The following is a 19,639-nucleotide window of genomic DNA, read 5'->3' on the forward strand; positions in this document are numbered from 1 at the left end:
TGTGTGTCAATAGCATAAATAAAACGCACCGCACTTAAAATCACAAGCATGCCGGATGCTCAGATGGCTATTTGTGCAAACTTTACCCAAAAAGCTGTACACAAATATTGCCAACGAAGTCTCACTACTTAGTTTCAGCTCCCTTACGGCTCATAATTTTACTCGCAATCCCTTGGACTGTGCCTTTTAACAAGCTACGCTTGTTTTCAAGACGCGGTAAGGGTCGGCTTAATTCCATAGCTTTGTAACCAATACGCGCTGTAAATATACCGGCACTAACACCTTGTGCAGCTCGCCCTGAAAGCTTGCCTAATAATTCAGCACTGAGTGCCGTGGCAGCTAAATCAGAAACGAGCTCTGCACTACCTACAAACATTACTTGCTTAATAAGCATGCGGTAAAGTTTAATGCGGCTGGCATAACCAAAGCCAATGCCATATATGCGGCCTATTTGCTCTATCAATTTAGTGCCACGCCACAGCACAGCCATCATATCCACCAGCGCAATTGGGCTTAGAGCAACTAATAAAGCTGACTCTGTTGCAAAACGGTTTATTAACTTTTTAGCTTGATTGTCTTGCGCTATCAGTAAGCTATTCGCGTACAGAGACATTATTTCTTTGTCACTGTGGTGCGTAGCGACCTGATTTTTAAAGTTTTCGAAATTATCTAATTGCTGATGTTTATTAAGCTTTTCAAGCCAAGGTATCGCCCCGCCTACCTGCTCACTATTGAGCAAACGGTTAGCTTCATGGCGGTGTAGCTGATTACGCTTTAAGCTGCGTAACATTCTATATTCACGCCACAATAAGCGCGATATCAGTAGTACACCGGTTATTACAGCGGTTAAGTACACCCCACCTAAAATAACTGACTGCTGAAACGCCAATACAATTGAAAATGCGAACTCAAGTAATATTAAAACAATAAAGCTCAGTGCAAATAGGCCTTTAAGGGTTTGCCACTTAGACTTTTTATATACAGGCTCAATATCGATTTCAGGTTCAATTAGCTCATCGCTATCTTTGCTAGGCTGCTCACTTTGTCCCTGCTCTACGACTTTAGCCGCTAATAAATCTGGTTCATTTTGCTCAATATTTTGGGCATTAATACGACGCCCAGCTTGAAATTGGTGTGTTGACTCACTCATGTTAACTTATCTCCTAACAAGTACTGCATCACATGGTCTAAGCGAATGTGCTTAAGCTGTTGATCTGGGCTTGGCATAGGTGCAAACGATAAAAACTCAAACCCATGTGCTGGCCACTCACTTTTATTGAGCATTCTGCTCGGCGGCTGAGGAGGCAGGTAAGTTAGCCACTGTTGTTCATTCAATGGCTTGCCATAGATACAGTCGAGTGTTTGCCCCTTATCAACCACTTGGCGAGACACAGTGGCAGCAATTGATGACATCGCCAGTGTTTCTATTTTCACCCCATCAAATTTTAAGTGATTGCTTTGCTCTTTAACTAACGAATCGAGTAACAATGCAAGATCTTTGTGATGCTTCGCACTGATGTGATCGGACTTATTAGCAGCAAATAATATTTTATCAATATTAGGTTTAAACAAGCGTTTAAAAAAACCAGAATCACCATAGCTAAAGTGTGACAATAGCTGATTGATCACTCGACTTTGCTCAGCCAACGTTTCATAACCTTCATTTAATGCACTCAGTACATCCACCAAGACAATTTGACGGTCAAAATGGCGAAAATGCTCATTATAAAAAGGTTTAACGACTTCTTTTACGTAAGCATCGAAACGTTTAATTAAATGCGCTAAGTTAGAACCTGCTACTACATCGTCACTTATTTTTTCAGGACTAATTGGAAAAAATAATAATAATGGTGCACCTTGCAAGTCACCCGGCATTAACATTCGCCCTGGCTGTAACATGGCAAGCTTAGTGTCTTTTTTTAGCCCTACCAACATGGTTTGATAACATTTTGCAATATCAGCCAGTGCGTTTTCATCTACCGGTGCATCTAAATCAAGCTGCTCTATGGATTGCAAAAATTCAGCTGAGCTTTGGTTACGTGGCGTTTGGCTTAGCAATGGATATTGTTGCTCGCACCATTGCTCAAAGCTTTGCGCGAGCATAGGTAGGTCAAGCAACCACTCACCAGGATAGTCAATAATATCTAGGTATAACGTTGATTGCGGTGAGAAATGACCGCGCAGACCCGCGTTGCTTTGATATTTAATCGCCAAACGTAAAGTATTAATTCGCTCGGTAGAAGCAGGCCATGCAGGGTCGCCTTCACTTGGTAGTAAAGCACTTATTGCACGGTTGTAATCAAAAGTGGGAACATTTAATGCCTCTTGCGGCACAATTTTAGTAGCAATGTGGCGGTGTTCACGCATTACATCAAAAAAAGGTAAGTTGTTGTCATTCGCCTGAGAGGTTAAATGCTTAACTAACGCGCTAATAAACGCCGTTTTACCACTGCCGCTCAGCCCTGTTACGGCAAGTTTAACGTGTTGATCTAAACTACGATGCAGGGCTTTTTGTGCTTTGCCTTTAACGCTTTTGAAGGTCTTTTTTGCAAATGATTGGCTCATAAAGTGTTTTGCACCTTAGTTGCCGTCATTGATCGGGCTGCAAACAAGGTGCTTATTAATCCCTTAAAGTTTATTAATTTCACGGCTGACCGTAAACTCGCTTGAAGTAACGTAGCGTTCCATGTTTTGAAGGCGGCTATCTACACGGGTCAATCGCTCTTTTAAGTCTTGAAGCGCACGACGCGGTGGCTCGCCTTTTTGCCATACTTTAAATTTTACTTCTAGCGGATCACCGCCATAGGTTGATTGTGTTTTATTTACAGTACTGGGTTGTTTTTTATCTAAAATAAACCACGCTGCAATATACGCTACCACAAATAATGGGCCACCGGTTAGTAGTACAGCACTAACAAAAATAATGCGAACTAACCATAACTCCATATTAAAGTAGTCACTTAATCCCGCACATACACCGGCAATTTTACCGCGTTGTGGGTCTCTTAATAATTCGCGTTTGGTGTTCATACTTTTTGTCTCCACTGTGGTGACTCTTGATCAAGTAAAGCTTCTAATGTCTCGATTCTATCAGTCATTTTTTCAGCTTTTTGAGCAAGTTCTAATAACTGGTGATGCTCATGTTCACTTAACCCTTGGCTTACCTGCTTTTTGCTTCGGTAGTGTAAAATTAACCACAGTGGCGCAACAAAAATCATAAACAAGATAAAGGGTGCAACTAGTATCTCTGGATCAAACATAATCCTCTCCTGACAATCCGTATTCAATGTTGATGTCAGGGGCACAAGGCCCCTGTTTTATATTTATTTATTTGCGAGTTTCTTTTTAAGTTCAGCTAACTCGTCGTCAATCTTTTCGTTCTTTTGTAAATCAGCAATCTCATCCGCTAACGTTTGTTTACCCAAATCATAAGACTCTATTTGAGATTCTAGCCCATCAATTTTGGTTTCGTAACGTTCAAAACGATTAAGTGCATCATCTACCTTAGAACTATCAAGTGCTTTTTTAACCTCAAGGCGCGACTCAGCCGAGCGTTGACGTAAAATAATCGCTTTTTGACGTGCTTTAGCATCCGCTAGTTTCTCTTGTAGCGTAGTCACTTCTTGCTGTAGTTTCTCGATATGAGATTCTACATGATCAAGTTCACTTTCTACTGCAGCGACTGCATCGGCTGACTTTTGCTTTTCAAGTAAAGCTGAGCGAGCTAAATCATCACGATCTTTGCTCAGTGCTAATTCGGCTTTGTCTTGCCAATCGCTTACTTGAGCTTTTAGTGTATCTACGCGACGTACTAATTCTTTTTTCTCAGCAAGGGTTTTTGCTGACGTAGAGCGTACCTCTACTAATGTATCTTCCATCTCTTGGATAATAAGACGAACCATTTTTTCAGGATCTTCTGCTTTATCTAAAATGGCATTGATATTAGAATTAACAATGTCTGCAAAACGTGAAAAAATTCCCATAACATATACCTCTATTATTTAATCTAAATGTGTCTGCTTTTATTAGTATCAATATGCTTGCCAACTTTTATAATTTTAAAATACCATTTATTTTCAATATGTTAAATGTAAATTACAAATTACTTTTGTTATCCTCCATAATGAAATACACTAACTGTTAGTAAAAATGACTAAGAGTTAGGAAATATGAGTCAATATCGCCAACAGGACAATTTACTTGGCCAATCAGACAGCTTTTTATCGGTGCTTGATCAGGTTTCGCAACTGGCTAACCTAGATAAACCCGTACTTATTATTGGTGAACGTGGTACCGGTAAAGAGCTAATTGCAGCACGTTTACACTTTTTATCCAAACGCTGGGATCAAAGTTACGTCAAGCTTAACTGTGCGGCATTGAACGAAAACCTGCTCGAGAGTGAATTATTTGGTCATGAAAGTGGCGCTTTCACAGGCGCAAGTAAACGCCATGAAGGCCGCTTTGAGCGCGCCAATAGTGGTACCTTGTTCTTAGATGAGTTAGCAAATACCTCTGCCATGGTGCAAGAAAAGCTATTAAGAGTGATTGAGTATGGTGAGTTTGAGCGTGTTGGCGGCAAGCAAACCGTTAAAGTAGACACTCGTTTAGTCTGTGCAACCAATGAAGACTTACCCCATTTAGCACAACAAGGTGAATTTAGAAGTGATTTACTCGATAGACTCGCGTTTGATGTGATCACCTTACCGCCACTGCGTGAACGTCAAGATGACATTATGTTGCTAGCTGAACAGTTTGCGATGAACATGGCACGAGACCTTGAGTGGGAGCTATTTAGTGGCTTTACCCGTAGTGCACAAGAAAGTTTACTCAGTTATGAGTGGCCGGGTAATGTCCGTGAACTTAAAAATGTGGTAGAACGAAGTCTGTATCGCCACGGCAATGAACATATTCCTGTACATAAAATTATTTTAGACCCATTCGAAAGTCGCTTTAGACCTAAAGCCCGCATAAAACATGCACAAGCACCTGCTATAATACAATCTGAACCGACTACTCATGCACAGCCTATAGAAGCGCCTGTAGCATTGAGTTCAAGTACCAAAGAACCTGAGTTTCCATGCGACTTAAAAACGCTCTCTAATGAATTTGAAATTACATTGATAAAAAAAGCATTAGAACATAGCCAATTTAATCAAAAGAAGACTGCAGAAGTACTTGGTTTAACGTATCATCAACTACGTGGTTATTTGAAAAAATACAATTTGCTAGAATAGTAGAGGTTGTGCGGGTGCATAAATTATTACTTGCTTTAATATCATTGAGCTTAGTAGGTTGCATTGATAGTAAAGAAGAAATCTTAGAAGAAAAAAACCAAGGCCTCGTTTATTGCGCCGAGGCTAATCCTGTGTCGTTTAACCCACAAGTCACAACCACAGGGTCGACTATCGATATTATTGCTAACCAGTTATACGACCGGTTAATTAGTATTGACCCCGTGACCGCCGAATTTAAGAGTGAACTTGCCACTGATTGGAAAATCAGTAAAGACGGTAAATCGGTTACCTTCACTTTGCGCAAAGGAGTTAAGTTTCATACCACCTCTTATTTTACTCCTAGCCGTGAATTTAACGCTGATGATGTAATATTTACTTTTAGTCGATTATTCGACGTTTATAATCCTTATCACTTTATTGGCGATGCTAATTACCCTTACTTTCAAAGTGTGGGGATTGACCAGCTAATTCGTAAAATTGTTAGAGTCTCTGATCACCAAGTCCGGTTTGAGTTATTTAACGCCGAAAGCAGCTTTTTAGCCAATATGGCGACCGATTTTGCCGTCGTGCTCTCTAAAGAATATGCCATGGCACTCAAAGCTAATAATCAAGAAAACCTATTTGATCAATACCCGATTGGCACAGGCCCCTATATTTATAAAGAGTACCGACGCGATCATTTAGTGCGCTTTTATAAAAACGCTGATTATTGGAAGCATGAAGTTGCCCTTGAGCAATTGGTGTACGACATTACCCCAAATGGTACCACCCGTATCGCAAAAATATTGACCAAAGAATGTGATGTTACTGCACACCCAAGCAGTGCCCAATTAAGTATCTTAGCGCAACGTGATGATATTAATGTTGAAAGAGAAACTAACTTAAATATTGGTTACTGGGCATTTAATACCGAGCGTCCACCGTTTGATAACCTAAAAGTACGTCAAGCATTAGTTCATGCCATTGATATAGATAAAATAATGCAGGCGGTGTATTACGGTAATGGCTTGCGTGCACAGTCTATTCTTCCGCCTACATCTTGGGCGTTTGAACTACAAAAAAACATGCCTATTTTTGACCCACAGTTGGCAAAAAGGTTATTAACTGAAGCCGGTTTTCCAAAAGGCTTTGATATGAGCATTTGGGCTATGCCGGTAAGCCGTATTTATAACCCCAACGCCCGCAAAATGGCTGAGCTAATGCAAAGTGATTTACGCAAAATTGGCGTTAACGTAAATATTGTTGAATATGAATGGAATACCTTTATTCAACGCATTGGAGAACATCGCCACGACAGTGTGTTATTAGGTTGGGCAGCTGATACGCCTGATCCCGATAACTTTTTTAGCCCATTATTAAGTTGTACTGCGACATTCAGCGGCAAAAACCCCGCAAACTGGTGTAATCCTGAATTTGATTTACTGCTAACCAAAGCGTTAGACACCACAGATTTAAATTTACGTAAACAATATTATGACGCAGCACAGAGTATGATCATCAAACAATTGCCTCTACTGCCAATTGCCCACGGCATGCGTTTTCAAGCAAGTAGTGCAGATGTTGAGGGCATTACCTTAGGGCCATTCGGTGCTATTTCGTTGGCTAACGCGAGGAAAAAATAATGATCTTAGATTATATTTTACGCCGCCTCGGACTGTTATTTTTTATGGTGTTACTACTAAGCATTTTTACCTTTTCGTTGAGTTACTTATTTCCCGGCGATCCACTCAGTAATTTAAGCGGCATACCAGATACTAACTTTACCCAAAATGCGCAGTTAGAAGAAAAGTACTTGTTTAACAGTAACTACTTTATGCAGTACATCGCCTTTGTGGGACGAATTTTACAAGGGGACTGGGGAATGTCATTCGCCTCGGGGGGCAGTGTTTTCGCCCATGTGATTGATTTAATCCCTGCAACGTTAGAGCTAAGTATTTACGCGTTAGTTATCTCGGTGGTAGTGGGTGTGCCTGTCGGTATTTTAGCATCGGCATATAATAAACAATGGCCTGATAAATTTATTAGCTCTACAGCGATGATTGGCTATTCTATGCCAATTTTTTGGCTGGCATTATTATTAATTATGGTTTTTTCGCTCCAACTTGGCTGGTTTCCCATGTCGGGGCGAGTGAGCTTGTTGTATGAGATACCTGCGAGCACAGGGTTTATTTTACTTGATATTTTACTCGCTGATTTTCCTTACAATGGTTTGGCCATGTTAGATGCACTGCATCACCTTACCTTACCCACTATTGTGCTTGCTATGTATCCAACCACGGTATTAGTGCGCTTTACTCGCGAATCGATGTTAAAAGTAATGGATCAAAATTTCATTAAAACGGCTCGTGCCAAAGGGCTTACTCGTGGACAGCTTATTATTCATCACGCCCTAAGAAATGCCTTACTACCGGTTATAAAACAAATAGGTTTGCAGTTTAGTACCTTGATCACCCTAGCGATGATCACTGAAGTTATTTTTTCGTGGCCTGGGATCGGTCGCTGGTTAATAGACAGTATTTATCAACGTGATTATCCCGCCATACAAGGTGGGTTAATGGCCGTCTCTTTATTTATTATTATTGCCACAATTATGGCCGAACTGACCTACACCCTACTCGATCCTCTGTCTCGGAACCAAGCGCATGGCAAAGTTTAACTTATTTTCAGAAGATTCAAATAAATCGCCATTAGCGAGACTCTGGCGAAAGTTTAAAAATAACCACCCTGCACTGGTTGGTTTATGGGTGTTTATTGCCTTTAGCCTGTTAGCGGCTACCGCGCCTTTTCTTGCGCCTTATGGGGTAAATCAACAGCACAGTGATGCACTATTACTGCCTCCCTCGTGGAATGAAATGGGCGATGTGCGGTTTATACTTGGCACCGATGATTTAGGCCGAGATGTGCTGTCTCGTTTAATGAATGGCGCCACATATACGTTCGGGTTATCGGTTGTGGCTGCACTGATCACCACTGTTATTGGTGTGTTGGTAGGTACCTTTGCAGGGATCAGTAAAGGCATACGTTCTAGTTTTTTGAACCACTTACTGGATGTAACGCTGTCAATTCCCTCATTGTTACTGGCCATCATTATTATTGCCATACTCGGCCCTGGATTAATGAATACCGTATGGGCAATTATTTTAGCCTTATTACCCCAGTTTATTCATTCAATTAGAAACCTGATAGTTGACGAACTTGGCAAAGATTATGTTACAGCCTACCGCTTAGATGGCGCCTCTAAATGGCATATTTTATCACGTGGGATTTTTCCTAATGTGTATGAATATATTGTGGTTATTTTTACGATGGCGCTTTCTACTGCTATTTTAGATATTGCAGCGTTAGGGTTTTTAAAACTGGGTGCACAGCCGCCGACTACTGAATGGGGCGCAATTTTAGCAGAGAACTTAGGACTTATATATTTAGCACCCTGGACGGTAGCATTGCCGGGCGTGCTGTTATTTTTAGCGGTTCTTTCAACAAACTTAGTGGGCGATGGACTTCGTAAAGTTTTACAAGCGCGTAAGGCCGATTAGATGCAGTTACTAGATATTCGAAATTTAACCATTGAACTTCAAACTTCCGAAACCGCCATTCGTGCTGTTGATCGCGTAAGCTTTAGTTTAAAAGAAGGTGAAGTACACGCTTTAGTGGGCGAATCAGGCTCTGGCAAAAGCTTAATTGCAAAAGCCATCGTCGGCGTGCTTAATGAGCGTTGGGTGATAACCGCAGATAGAATGCATTGGCGTGGTGTTGACTTAATGCGCTTAACACCAGAACAACGCCGTAAAACGGTTAGCCAAGACATTGCGATGATTTACCAAGACCCCAGTCGATGTCTAGATCCTACTGCTAAAATATTTAACCAAATTGCTGAAACACTGCCTGAAGTGGCTGCTAAAGGGTTTTTCTTAAAACGCAACCGTGAGCGTAAAGACCGTGTTAAAGCCTTAATACATAAAGTAGGTATTAAAAATCATGAAGCGGTGCTTGATAGTTACCCGCATGAGCTCTCTGAGGGCGTATGCCAAAAGGTCATGATAGCCATGGCGATTGCCCGCACACCTAAGTTGTTAATTGCAGATGAGCCAACAACCGCACTAGAAAGCACTACCCGAGCACAGGTGTTTAGGTTATTAAAAAGTTTAAATCAGCTAAAGAACATGTCTATTTTGATGATCTCTCATGAGCTGGAAGAAATTGTTAATTGGTCGCATGGTATTCATGTGTTGTACTGCGGTCAAATGGTTGAAGCAGGTCCAACACACCGTATTTTTAGCCAACCTCGTCATCCGTATACGCAAGCTTTACTAAAAAGCCTGCCCGATTATGAGCATGGCTTAGCCCATAAAGAACCCTTTTATGCGCTTAAAGGCACTATTCCAACATTACAACATTTACCGATTGGTTGTCGACTCGGTCCACGTTGCCCACAAGCACAAAAAGAATGTGTGGTTGCGCCTAAACTTTCAAAGCATCATGGTCATAGCTACGCCTGTCACTTCCCGCTGATCAAGGAAATAAAATAATGCAGCCACTGTTAAAAGTTCAAGCCTTATCAAAAACCTTTAACATGCGAGCGGGTCTATTTAGCCGTAAAAAGTTTGATGTTTTAAAAAACATCTCATTTTGTATTGGTAAAGGTGAAACAATTGCCATTATTGGTGAAACAGGCTCAGGAAAAAGTACCCTGGCTAAATTATTAGTGGGTGCATACAGTGCCGATAGCGGGCAGATATTATTAGAGAATAACACTATAGAAAACAATGGTAATCGTGATGCCCAGTGTCGTTATATCCGAATGATTTTTCAAGACTCCGCCACCTCATTAAACCCAGCAGTGACCATTGCTGAAATGCTCGATGATTGCCTAAAATTCAATACTGATTTTGATAAAACTCAACGTAGTGAAAAAATTGGTAGTACGCTGCTTAAAGTGGGTCTACTGGTCGATCATCAGCAATACTATCCGCATATGTTTAGTGTGGGGCAATTACAGCGTGTAGCGCTCGCTCGCGCGCTTATATTAGATCCTAAGGTTGTTGTACTCGATGAGGCACTTTCATCGCTTGACCCTTCTGTAAGAGCGCAAATAGTAAACCTATTACTTAAACTACAGCTTGAAACTGGATTAACCTATATTTTGATCACCCATCATTTAAGTTTAGTGCGCCATATTAGCGACCAGTTAGTGGTACTCAATAAAGGTGAAATAGTTGAATACGGCGCTACAGAAACTATTTTTCAAAACCCGCAGTCAAAGGTTACCCAGCGCTTATTGAGTTGTTAATGTCTAAAAAAACAAAAAAGGCGCCAATTGGCGCCTTTTTTAATTTAGCTATTACTTATTCAGCTGCTTGAGCTGCTTTTGGTACATTAAGCTCTGCTTGTTGCTTAAGCGATTCAATGAATACCGTATAGTTTTTCTGCGCTTGCGCCATAGTAATGTTTTGCTTCATTTGTGGCTCAATGTTGTCACTCACTGGTGCATCATATACCGCTTTAAGCGCAACAATCGCTGCATCGCCATTATTTAAGTTAACCATATCATATACAGCCGCATCACTAGGATGTGCCATTTTGAATACTTGGGTAACAATAGCAGGCGAAACTGCAAAGCTTTCACGAGTTAGTTGCGACTCTTGACGAACGTTTAGTGATTGCTCAGCAGCCACATCGTTTAAGCTCTTGCCCTCTTTTACTTGTGCAAATAACGTGCGTGCTTTTTCTTTTGCAAGGTCTGATGCCTTTTCATTCATTAAGCGTGTTTTAATTTGCTCACTTACCTCGCTTAATGCTTTCGTTGCCGCAGGTTGGTGCTCATTTACACGCACCACAATCACGTGCTCATTACCAAGCTCAATTACTTCTGAATTGACTTTATCTTCTAGTAGTTCAACTGATGATAAGGCAGTCACAACCGCTGGGTTATTAAGCGGCTCAGGAAGCGCGCTAAGCGCTAGTAAAGAAGTAGATTGTACTTCTACACCCGCCACTTCAGCAGCATCGTCTAAGCGATCAGAGATCTCAAAGGCTAATGCCCCCATTTCAGTTTGCTTCTCGTAAAACGCATCTACTTTTTCAGCTTGCTCAAGTTCAGCACGTAAGTCAGCTTTAACCTCATCGAACGGTTTAACTTGTTGAGTTTGTAGATCAGTTAATTTGATGATGTGATAACCAAACTCAGAGGCAACAACGTCAGAGTAATCACCTTTGTTTTGCAATGCGAACGCTGCATCTTCAAAAGCTGGTTCCATAACATCACGTTCAATCCACTCTAAATCGCCACCCATTTCTGCACTAACAATGTCATCTGACGATGTCTCTGCTAGCTCAGTAAAATCAGCACCAGCGTTAAGCTGGGCAAGTAACGACTCAGCTTTCGCTTTAGCCGCATCATCATCTTCGCTATTGTCGATTAGAATATGCGATACACGACGCTTTTCTGGTTCAACATATTGCGCTTTACTCTGCTCGTAATATGCTTTTACATCGTCTTCGCTTACCGATGCAACATCAATATCATCTGCATTTAGTTCGATGTAATTAACTGAAATTAATTCAGGTGATAAAAATTGACCTGCGTTTAATTCATAGTAATCCGCAACTTCTTGCTCTGTAACTTCAACATCAGCTTGCATTGCTTGTTTATCAATTACTAAATAATCAATGCTTCGTGTTTGCTGTTGCAACGCAATGGCTGATTTAAGCTCATTTGGCAGCGCAAAATCAGTACCCGCAACAGCAGATACTAACTGGCTACGCGTCATATCATCACGCAGGTATTCACGAAATGCGTCAGGTTGAAAATTCATTTGACGAATAACTTGTAAATAACGGTCGTTATTAAACTTGTCGCCAATTTTAAAATAAGGTAGCTCTAAAATTGTTTTACGAACGCTTTCATCACTTACGCGCAAACCAAGCTCGGCAGCTAACTGACTTTGTAATTCTTGTTGTACTAAACGGTCAATCACACCTTGACGGATTTGAGCCATGTAAGTTGGATCAGCTGCTATTTGGGTAAAGTACTCACCAAATTGTTGTTCTAAGCGGCTACGTTCATTTTGAAACGCACGGCTAAATTCTGTTTGGCTAATTTTAATTCCATTTACTTCAGCAACGGGTTGTTCTGTGGTTTGACCTAAGTAACTACCGATCCCAGCTAAGGCAAAAGATAAAATCACCGCGCCTAAAATGACTTTGGCTACCGGCCCTTGCGAACCTTCTCTGATTTTCTCAAGCATTTGTTTATCTCTTTTCTGAGCAAGGTATTTTCTACCTTGTCATATGTAAAAAAAGCGTATCTTACCAGATACGCTTTTTCACTTGAAGTAACTGGCGGTGAAGTAACTTAATTTATCGATTGCAATAATTAAGCGTATCTTTACTCGCCATAACTAAATTGTTTACACAATGATTAGTTTACTGCGTCTTTAAGCGCTTTACCGGCTTTGAAAGCTGGGATGTTAGCTGCAGCAATTTGAATCGTTTCACCAGTTTGTGGGTTACGACCTGCACGAGCAGCACGCTCACGTACAGAGAAAGTACCAAAACCAACAAGTGCAACTGAGTCGCCATCTTTTAGCGCGCCAGATACAGATTCGATGAATGAATCTAGTGCACGACCTGCAGCCGCTTTAGAAATGTCAGCATCAGCTGCGATTTGATCGATTAATTGAGATTTATTCACAATATCATCCTCTTTCATTGTTGTTATCAAGAGCGATTGTTTTTTAAACTAACATCACTGTTTTGAAATTTTTGAGCAATTTTTTTAAAGCTCATATGATTATATTTTTCTTAAGCCTAGGCCCTGCAAGGGCTAGGCTTGAAAACCAGTGCTTAACTTATCATACCGTTTAGATTTGAAAAGCCCCTAAAAGCACTTTTTTTGGCTTTTTTACTGCTTTTTTGGTGTTTCGACTGAAAAACTATCAACTGGATGCACTAAAGCAAGCTTTAATACTTCGTCAATCCACGTAACTGGGTGAATCTCAAGACCCGCCAATACGTTATCAGGTATCTCTTTTAAGTCACGTTCGTTAATTTTAGGGATCACCACCGTTTTAATACCACCTCGGTGAGCCGCTAATAATTTCTCTTTTAAACCACCAATTGGCAGTACTTCACCACGTAGGGTAATCTCACCCGTCATGGCCACATCAGAGCGCACTGGATTACCCGTTAGGCTTGAAACCAAACACGTAACCATTGCGATACCCGCACTTGGACCATCTTTAGGAGTTGCGCCCTCAGGTACATGCACGTGAATATCACGTTTTTCATAAAAGTCGCTATTAATACGTAGCTCATCAGCACGATTACGCACAACGGTCATTGCCGCTTGAATCGACTCTTGCATTACATCGCCTAACGAGCCGGTATAAGTCAATTTGCCTTTACCTGGTACTGCAGCACATTCAATAGTCAGCAAGTCACCGCCTACTTCTGTCCATGCTAAGCCAGTTACTTGGCCTATACGGTCGCCATCTTCTGCTTTACCATAATCAAAACGTTGTACACCTAGGTACTCTTCAAGATTATCTGCATCGATAGTGACTGTTTTGGTGTCTTTTTCCATTAAGATATTTTTAACCGCTTTACGGCATAATTTAGACACTTCACGCTCTAAGCTACGAACGCCCGCTTCACGCGTGTAATATCGAATAATACCGATAATGGCGCTGTCGGCAATTTCAACTTCTTTCTCTTTTAAGCCATTACGCTTAACTTGCTTTGGAATTAAATGTTCTTTAGCTATATTTAATTTTTCGTCTTCGGTATAGCCGGCTAAACGAATAACTTCCATACGGTCCAATAAAGGCCCAGGAATATTAAAGCTATTAGAGGTAGCAACAAACATTACATCAGATAAGTCGTAATCAACTTCTAGGTAATGATCAGCAAAATGGCTGTTTTGCTCAGGGTCGAGTACTTCAAGTAATGCTGATGCAGGGTCGCCACGCATATCTGCTGACATTTTATCAATTTCATCTAACAAGAATAACGGGTTTTTAACGCCCACTTTAGTCATGTTTTGAATCAATTTACCTGGCATAGAGCCAATATAAGTACGACGGTGACCACGTATCTCAGCCTCATCACGTACACCACCCAGTGCCATACGAATGTACTTACGGCCAGTTGAACGCGCAATAGATTGCCCAAGAGAGGTTTTACCTACCCCTGGTGGCCCAACTAAACACAAAATAGGCCCTTTAAGCTTATTAGTACGCTGCTGTACCGCGAGGTATTCAATAATACGCTCTTTAACTTTATCAAGCCCGTAGTGATCGCTATCTAGTATTTTTTGCGCGCCTGCTAAAGCTTTTTTCACTTTAGAGCGTTTTTTCCACGGTACGTTGATTAACGTATCTATGTATGAGCGAACAACACTGGCTTCTGCCGACATCGGCGACATCATTTTAAGTTTGTTGAACTCTGCCGTCGCTTTTTCTTTCGCTTCGCTGGGCATACCTGATTCTTCGATGCGTTTTTTTAGCGCTTCGAATTCATCTGGCACATCGTCAATTTCACCAAGCTCTTTTTGAATCGCTTTCATTTGCTCATTGAGGTAGTACTCACGCTGCGATTTTTCCATCTGCTTTTTAACGCGGGTACGAATTTTTTTCTCAACTTGCAATAAGTCTATTTCACCTTCCATCAACGCCATTAAGTACTCTAAGCGCTCCGTAACGCTTGATATTTCAAGTACCTTTTGTTTTTCAGGCACTTTTAATGGCATATGCGCAGCCATGGTATCAGCAAGACGCGCGGGCTCATCAATACCAGAGACCGAGGTCATCACTTCAGGTGGGATTTTTTTATTTAATTTTACGTAGCCTTCAAACTGGCTTAATGCACTGCGAATAAAAATATCTTGTTCTTGCTCGTTTACTGAATCAGATTCTATAAACTGAGCATTGGCAACAAAGAAATCTTCGTTATCAATAAACTCTTCGATATTTGCACGCTGTGTGCCTTCAACTAATACTTTTACTGTACCATCGGGTAGCTTTAATAATTGAAGTACAGTCGCAATTGTCCCTACACGATAAATATCGTCTTTCTCAGGCTCGTCTACAGTTGCATCTTTTTGTGCAACTAAGAAAATTTGTTTGTCTTTATCCATTGCCGCTTCAAGGCATTTTATTGATTTTTCACGGCCTACAAAAAGCGGGATCACCATGTGTGGATACACCACTACATCGCGCAGTGCTAGCACAGGGATTTCGACTCGATCGTTTCTCTCAAGCGTCATTGTATTTTCTCTTTGCACTTCATTTATTTAAAGATTACTCAAGTATATGGGGATAACCTAATTAAAGTTCAACAATTTTTGCCAACTCGATTAAATTAATTATAAAAAAAGGAGCCATTGGCTCCTTTTTTTTACAACTTGCTCAGAATTTAATCTGCTGCGGCTTGTTCTTGATTACTGCTGTCATAAATCAAGATTGGATCAGACTCACCTTTAATAACGGTTTCATCAACAACCACTTTACTTACGTTATCAATTGAAGGCAGCTCATACATAGTATCAAGCAATACACCTTCTACGATTGAACGCAGGCCACGTGCACCTGTTTTACGCTCCATTGCTTTATGAGCAATAGCACGTAGTGCATCATCACGAAACTCAAGCTCAACGTCTTCCATACCAAACAATACTGAAAATTGCTTAGTAATGGCATTTTTAGGCTCACTTAAAATTTGTACCAATGCAGCTTCATCAAGTTCAGTCAATGTAGCAACAACAGGTAAACGGCCAATAAATTCTGGTATTAAACCATATTTTACTAAATCTTCTGGCTCAACATCTTTAAATGTTTCGCTTAAAGAACGGCTCGCTGACGACTCTTTAACGTTAACGCCAAAGCCAATACCGGTATTTTTGTGGCTACGCTGTTCAATAACTTTGTCAAGACCAGCAAATGCACCACCACAAATAAACAAAATTTTAGAGGTGTCTACTTGCAGGAACTCCTGCTGTGGATGTTTACGTCCACCTTGTGGCGGAACAGAAGCAACGGTACCTTCAATCAGTTTCAGTAAGGCTTGTTGTACACCTTCACCTGATACATCACGGGTGATTGATGGGTTATCTGATTTACGTGAAATTTTGTCAATTTCATCAATGTAAACAATACCACGTTGTGCTTTTTCTACGTCGTAGTCACATTTTTGTAAAAGCTTTTGAATAATGTTTTCAACATCTTCACCCACATAACCGGCTTCGGTTAACGTGGTGGCATCGGCCATTGTAAACGGCACATCTAGCAAACGTGCTAACGTTTCAGCTAGTAGTGTTTTACCACTCCCCGTTGGACCAATTAATAAAATATTACTTTTACCTAGTTCAACGTCTTGTTTAGTTGATTGGTTGCGTAAACGCTTGTAGTGATTGTAAACCGCTACAGACAACACTTTTTTCGCATGCTCTTGGCCAATTACGTAGTCGTCTAAGTGGTTACGAATTTCTTTTGGCACAGGTAATTTGTCAGCGGCATCATGCTTAGGCGCGATGTCTTTAATTTCTTCCCTGATAATATCATTACACAGCTCTACACATTCATCACAAACGTATACTGAAGGTCCTGCAATTAATTTTCGAACTTCATGCTGGCTTTTGCCGCAAAAAGAGCAGTATAACAATTTATTACTTTTGTCGCCGTCTGTAGGAGTGTCAGACATTCAGCTACCTCATTTTATTACGTTGGCCACCAAAGTCTTGGTGGCTATTTTAATACGCTTTAACTATACCAAAATTTAGGCTTTTTCGCATAGTAACTCTCATTAGCAAGCATTACTGCTTGCAGGCATACTTACTTGCTACCGCGATTAGTAAATACTGAGTCAACAATACCGTAATCTACAGCTTGGCTTGCACTCATAAAGTTATCACGGTCTGTATCACGTGAAACAACATCAAGCGGTTGGCCAGTATGCTCAGCCATTAAGCGATTTAATTTGTCTTTAATAGACAGGATTTCTTTCGCGTGTATTTCAAAATCAGATGCTTGACCTTGGAATCCACCTAATGGTTGGTGAATCATTACACGTGAATTAGGTAAACAAAAACGTTTACCCTTAGCACCACCAGATAGTAAAAACGCACCCATGCTAGCCGCTTGGCCCACACAAATAGTACTTACATCAGGTTTGATGAAATTCATTGTATCGTAAATAGCCATTCCCGCAGTGACCGAGCCACCCGGTGAATTGATATATAAGAAGATATCTTTATCTGGGTTCTCTGATTCTAAGAAAAGCATTTGCGCTAAAATCAGATTTGCCATGTTGTCTTCAACTTGGCCCGTTAAAAAGATAATACGCTCTTTTAATAGTCTCGAATAAATATCAAACGAGCGCTCGCCTTTAGCTGTTTGCTCAACAACCATTGGTACTAATGCGTTTAGGGGATCTGTCATACCAGTGTTCATACTTATTTAATTCCTTATGCGCTTATACTTATTCTAAGAAAAGCATAATGATCATTTTTAGCTAATTAAGAACCACAAACTAAAATGGCCCGGGCACACTGCATAAACAGAGTAACACGAGCCATTTAATCGTTAGCGAGCGCTTAAGTCAATGACTTATTATGCACCTTGCTGTGGATTCATGATGTCATCAAATGCTTTTTCAACATCAGTCACAGTTGCTTTAGCTAAAATAGCTTCAACAGCTTGCTCTTCCATTGCTACATTACGCATTTGTTGCATTAGTTGATCATTTGCTTTGTAGTATTCTACTACTTCAGTTGGATCTTCGTATGCAGATGCTACAGTAGCGATAAGTGCTTCAACTTTAGCGTCATCAACTTTGATGTCGTTTGCTTTGATCACTTCGCCTAATAATAGGCCAGTTTTAACTCGTGTAACTGCTTGCTCATGGAACAATTCAGCTGGAAGCTCAGGCATATTTTGACCGTTACCACCAAAACGTTGAGCAGCTTGCTCACGTAAAGCGTCAACTTCTTGGTCGATTAATGCTTTAGGCACTTCAACTTCGTTTTGCTCTAAAAGACCTTTGATTGCTTGGTCTTTTACGTTAGCTTTAACCGCTTGGTCTAGCTCACGTGTCATGTTCTTTTTAACTTCTTCTTTAAGCGCGTCTACGCCGCCTTCGGCAACACCGAATTTAGTTGCAAACTCATCGCTTAATTCAGGTAATTCTTGCGCTTCAACTTTTTTCACTGTGATAGTGAATTGAGCCGCTTTACCTTTTAAATTTTCAGCGTGGTAATCTTCAGGGAAGTTTACGTCAGCAACAACTTCTTCGCCTGCTTTTTTGCCTACGATGTTGTCTTCAAAACCTGGGATCATACGACCTTGGCCAAGTTCTAATGGGAAATCTTCAGCTTTACCGCCTTCGAATTCTTCACCATCGATAGTACCAACGAAATCAACCGTTACACGGTCGTTTGCGCCAGCAGCTGCATCAACGTCAGCCCAAGAAGCGTGTTGCTTACGAAGTGTCTCTAGCATGTTTGCTAAATCTTCGTCAGTTACTTCTACCGCTGGTTTTTCAACAGCAATTTTCTCTAAACCTTGAACTTCAACTTCAGGGTAAACTTCAAATGTTGCTGAGAATTCTAAATCTTTACCTGCTTCAAGTGCTTTTGGTGCAAATGTAGGTGCGCCAGCAGGGTTAATTTTTTCAGCAACAATTGCTTCAATGTAATTACGTTGCATTACTTCGCCAGCAACTTCTTGACGAACAGCTGGTCCGAAACGCTTGTTGATTACTGATACTGGTACTTTACCAGCACGGAAACCGTCGATACGCTGCGTTTTTGACAGTTGTTGTAAGCGTTTTTTTACTTCGGTCTCAACGTTCTCTGCAGGAACGGTGATGGTCAGACGGCGCTCAAGGCCTTGAGTCGTCTCAACAGAAACTTGCATGATTTACCTCAATATTCAATTTTGGCGACTTTTCGCCTTCATTACAAACAAAGTAATCTATAGGCGTCTTGATAAAATTCAAGCCTTAGAGCTTAAAAAAATCCGTCGCTACCAGGAGATACCATTGCTGCTCTGCCCTAGGGCACTATATTTTTAAACAAATAGACGCGGCATTATAACCTAATATTCATGATAGTCGAGTGTGGGGGGCAATTATTTGGGGTAGATCAGCGCAGATAACGACTAAGCGAATAAAAAACAGGCTAATTGAATTATATAGAATATATAGGAGCAAAAAGAATAGAGTTATTTTAAATAAAAATAGAGATTTAGAATATAGAACTTAAGGGGAAATGGTCGGCGATGCAGGGAGGAGGAGCACCCGGCAGAACGCCAGACACATTGAGCGATAGCGTAGGGCGCGTAGGGCGGGAATACATATTTGTGGGGGGGGGTGGGGGGGGGGGGGCGGGGGCGGGGGGGGGGGGGGGGGGG

The 19,639-nt window shown here is 41.0% G+C and carries 17 protein-coding genes; 6 read left to right on the top strand and 11 right to left on the bottom strand.

All coding sequences use genetic code 11. The features are described from left to right. Positions 1-124: 124 nt before the first annotated feature. The 5 genes from CWB76_RS01520 to pspA all read right to left on the bottom strand — a co-directional run bounded on the left by CWB76_RS01520 (position 125) and on the right by pspA (position 3,983). Complete coding sequence (locus tag CWB76_RS01520; RefSeq protein WP_138605051.1) at positions 125-1,150, bottom strand: TIGR01620 family protein; 1,026 nt, start codon at positions 1,148-1,150, stop codon at positions 125-127. Continuing rightward, positions 1,147-2,565, bottom strand: coding sequence for a YcjX family GTP-binding protein (locus tag CWB76_RS01525; RefSeq protein WP_055013262.1), 1,419 nt, complete (start codon positions 2,563-2,565; stop codon positions 1,147-1,149). The genes CWB76_RS01520 and CWB76_RS01525 overlap by 4 nt, the downstream gene beginning before the upstream one ends. Before the next feature lie 63 nt (positions 2,566-2,628). Continuing rightward, positions 2,629-3,030: an envelope stress response membrane protein PspC gene (gene pspC / locus CWB76_RS01530; protein ID WP_010388092.1), complete on the bottom strand. Its 402-nt coding sequence runs from the start codon at positions 3,028-3,030 to the stop codon at positions 2,629-2,631. Further along, positions 3,027-3,260, bottom strand: a complete 234-nt coding sequence (pspB, locus tag CWB76_RS01535) for an envelope stress response membrane protein PspB (protein WP_138605052.1) — start codon at positions 3,258-3,260, stop codon at positions 3,027-3,029. The genes pspC and pspB overlap by 4 nt, the downstream gene beginning before the upstream one ends. 63 nt (positions 3,261-3,323) lie before the next feature. Continuing rightward, positions 3,324-3,983, bottom strand: a complete 660-nt coding sequence (pspA, locus tag CWB76_RS01540; protein WP_138605054.1) for a phage shock protein PspA — start codon at positions 3,981-3,983, stop codon at positions 3,324-3,326. A gap of 186 nt (positions 3,984-4,169) precedes the next feature. Between pspA and pspF the strand changes: the two genes are divergently transcribed. Genes pspF through CWB76_RS01570 form a run of 6 tightly spaced genes read left to right on the top strand, consistent with a single transcriptional unit; the run spans position 4,170 to position 10,524 of the window. Further along, complete coding sequence (gene pspF / locus CWB76_RS01545) at positions 4,170-5,234, top strand: phage shock protein operon transcriptional activator (protein ID WP_010388085.1); 1,065 nt, start codon at positions 4,170-4,172, stop codon at positions 5,232-5,234. Positions 5,235-5,248: 14 nt separating this feature from the next. Next, the gene (locus CWB76_RS01550; RefSeq protein WP_138570108.1) at positions 5,249-6,856 is read left to right on the top strand and encodes an ABC transporter substrate-binding protein; all 1,608 of its coding nucleotides are present in this window, start codon (positions 5,249-5,251) and stop codon (positions 6,854-6,856) included. Beyond that, positions 6,856-7,890: an ABC transporter permease subunit gene (locus tag CWB76_RS01555; protein WP_138605056.1), complete on the top strand. Its 1,035-nt coding sequence runs from the start codon at positions 6,856-6,858 to the stop codon at positions 7,888-7,890. The genes CWB76_RS01550 and CWB76_RS01555 overlap by 1 nt, the downstream gene beginning before the upstream one ends. Next, a complete protein-coding gene (locus tag CWB76_RS01560; RefSeq protein ID WP_010388079.1) occupies positions 7,877-8,770 on the top strand; it encodes an ABC transporter permease subunit in 894 nt (297 codons plus the stop codon). The genes CWB76_RS01555 and CWB76_RS01560 overlap by 14 nt, the downstream gene beginning before the upstream one ends. Then, a complete protein-coding gene (locus tag CWB76_RS01565) occupies positions 8,771-9,763 on the top strand; it encodes a peptide ABC transporter ATP-binding protein (RefSeq protein WP_010388077.1) in 993 nt (330 codons plus the stop codon). Then, positions 9,763-10,524 (top strand): ATP-binding cassette domain-containing protein, encoded by a 762-nt coding sequence (locus tag CWB76_RS01570; RefSeq protein WP_054202403.1) that lies wholly within the window; start codon positions 9,763-9,765, stop codon positions 10,522-10,524. The genes CWB76_RS01565 and CWB76_RS01570 overlap by 1 nt, the downstream gene beginning before the upstream one ends. A gap of 55 nt (positions 10,525-10,579) precedes the next feature. Here CWB76_RS01570 and CWB76_RS01575 read toward each other — a convergent pair whose 3' ends face one another. From CWB76_RS01575 to tig, 6 genes are all read right to left on the bottom strand, one after another. Further along, complete coding sequence (locus CWB76_RS01575; protein WP_138605058.1) at positions 10,580-12,481, bottom strand: SurA N-terminal domain-containing protein; 1,902 nt, start codon at positions 12,479-12,481, stop codon at positions 10,580-10,582. 173 nt (positions 12,482-12,654) lie between these two features. Next, positions 12,655-12,954, bottom strand: coding sequence for an HU family DNA-binding protein (locus CWB76_RS01580; protein WP_256872136.1), 300 nt, complete (start codon positions 12,952-12,954; stop codon positions 12,655-12,657). Between the two features lie 183 nt (positions 12,955-13,137). Continuing rightward, positions 13,138-15,498, bottom strand: a complete 2,361-nt coding sequence (gene lon, locus CWB76_RS01585; RefSeq protein ID WP_138605059.1) for an endopeptidase La — start codon at positions 15,496-15,498, stop codon at positions 13,138-13,140. Positions 15,499-15,647: 149 nt separating this feature from the next. Continuing rightward, positions 15,648-16,931 (bottom strand): ATP-dependent protease ATP-binding subunit ClpX, encoded by a 1,284-nt coding sequence (clpX, locus tag CWB76_RS01590; RefSeq protein WP_138605061.1) that lies wholly within the window; start codon positions 16,929-16,931, stop codon positions 15,648-15,650. Positions 16,932-17,062: 131 nt separating this feature from the next. Further along, the gene (clpP, locus tag CWB76_RS01595) at positions 17,063-17,680 is read right to left on the bottom strand and encodes an ATP-dependent Clp endopeptidase proteolytic subunit ClpP (RefSeq protein WP_008111041.1); all 618 of its coding nucleotides are present in this window, start codon (positions 17,678-17,680) and stop codon (positions 17,063-17,065) included. A 159-nt stretch (positions 17,681-17,839) separates the two neighbouring features. Beyond that, the gene (gene tig, locus CWB76_RS01600) at positions 17,840-19,144 is read right to left on the bottom strand and encodes a trigger factor (RefSeq protein ID WP_138605062.1); all 1,305 of its coding nucleotides are present in this window, start codon (positions 19,142-19,144) and stop codon (positions 17,840-17,842) included. Between the last annotated feature and the right edge of the window lie 495 nt (positions 19,145-19,639).

It is taken from the genome of Pseudoalteromonas sp. S1609 (assembly GCF_005887255.1).
In the GTDB taxonomy this organism is placed as follows: Bacteria; Pseudomonadota; Gammaproteobacteria; order Enterobacterales; family Alteromonadaceae; genus Pseudoalteromonas.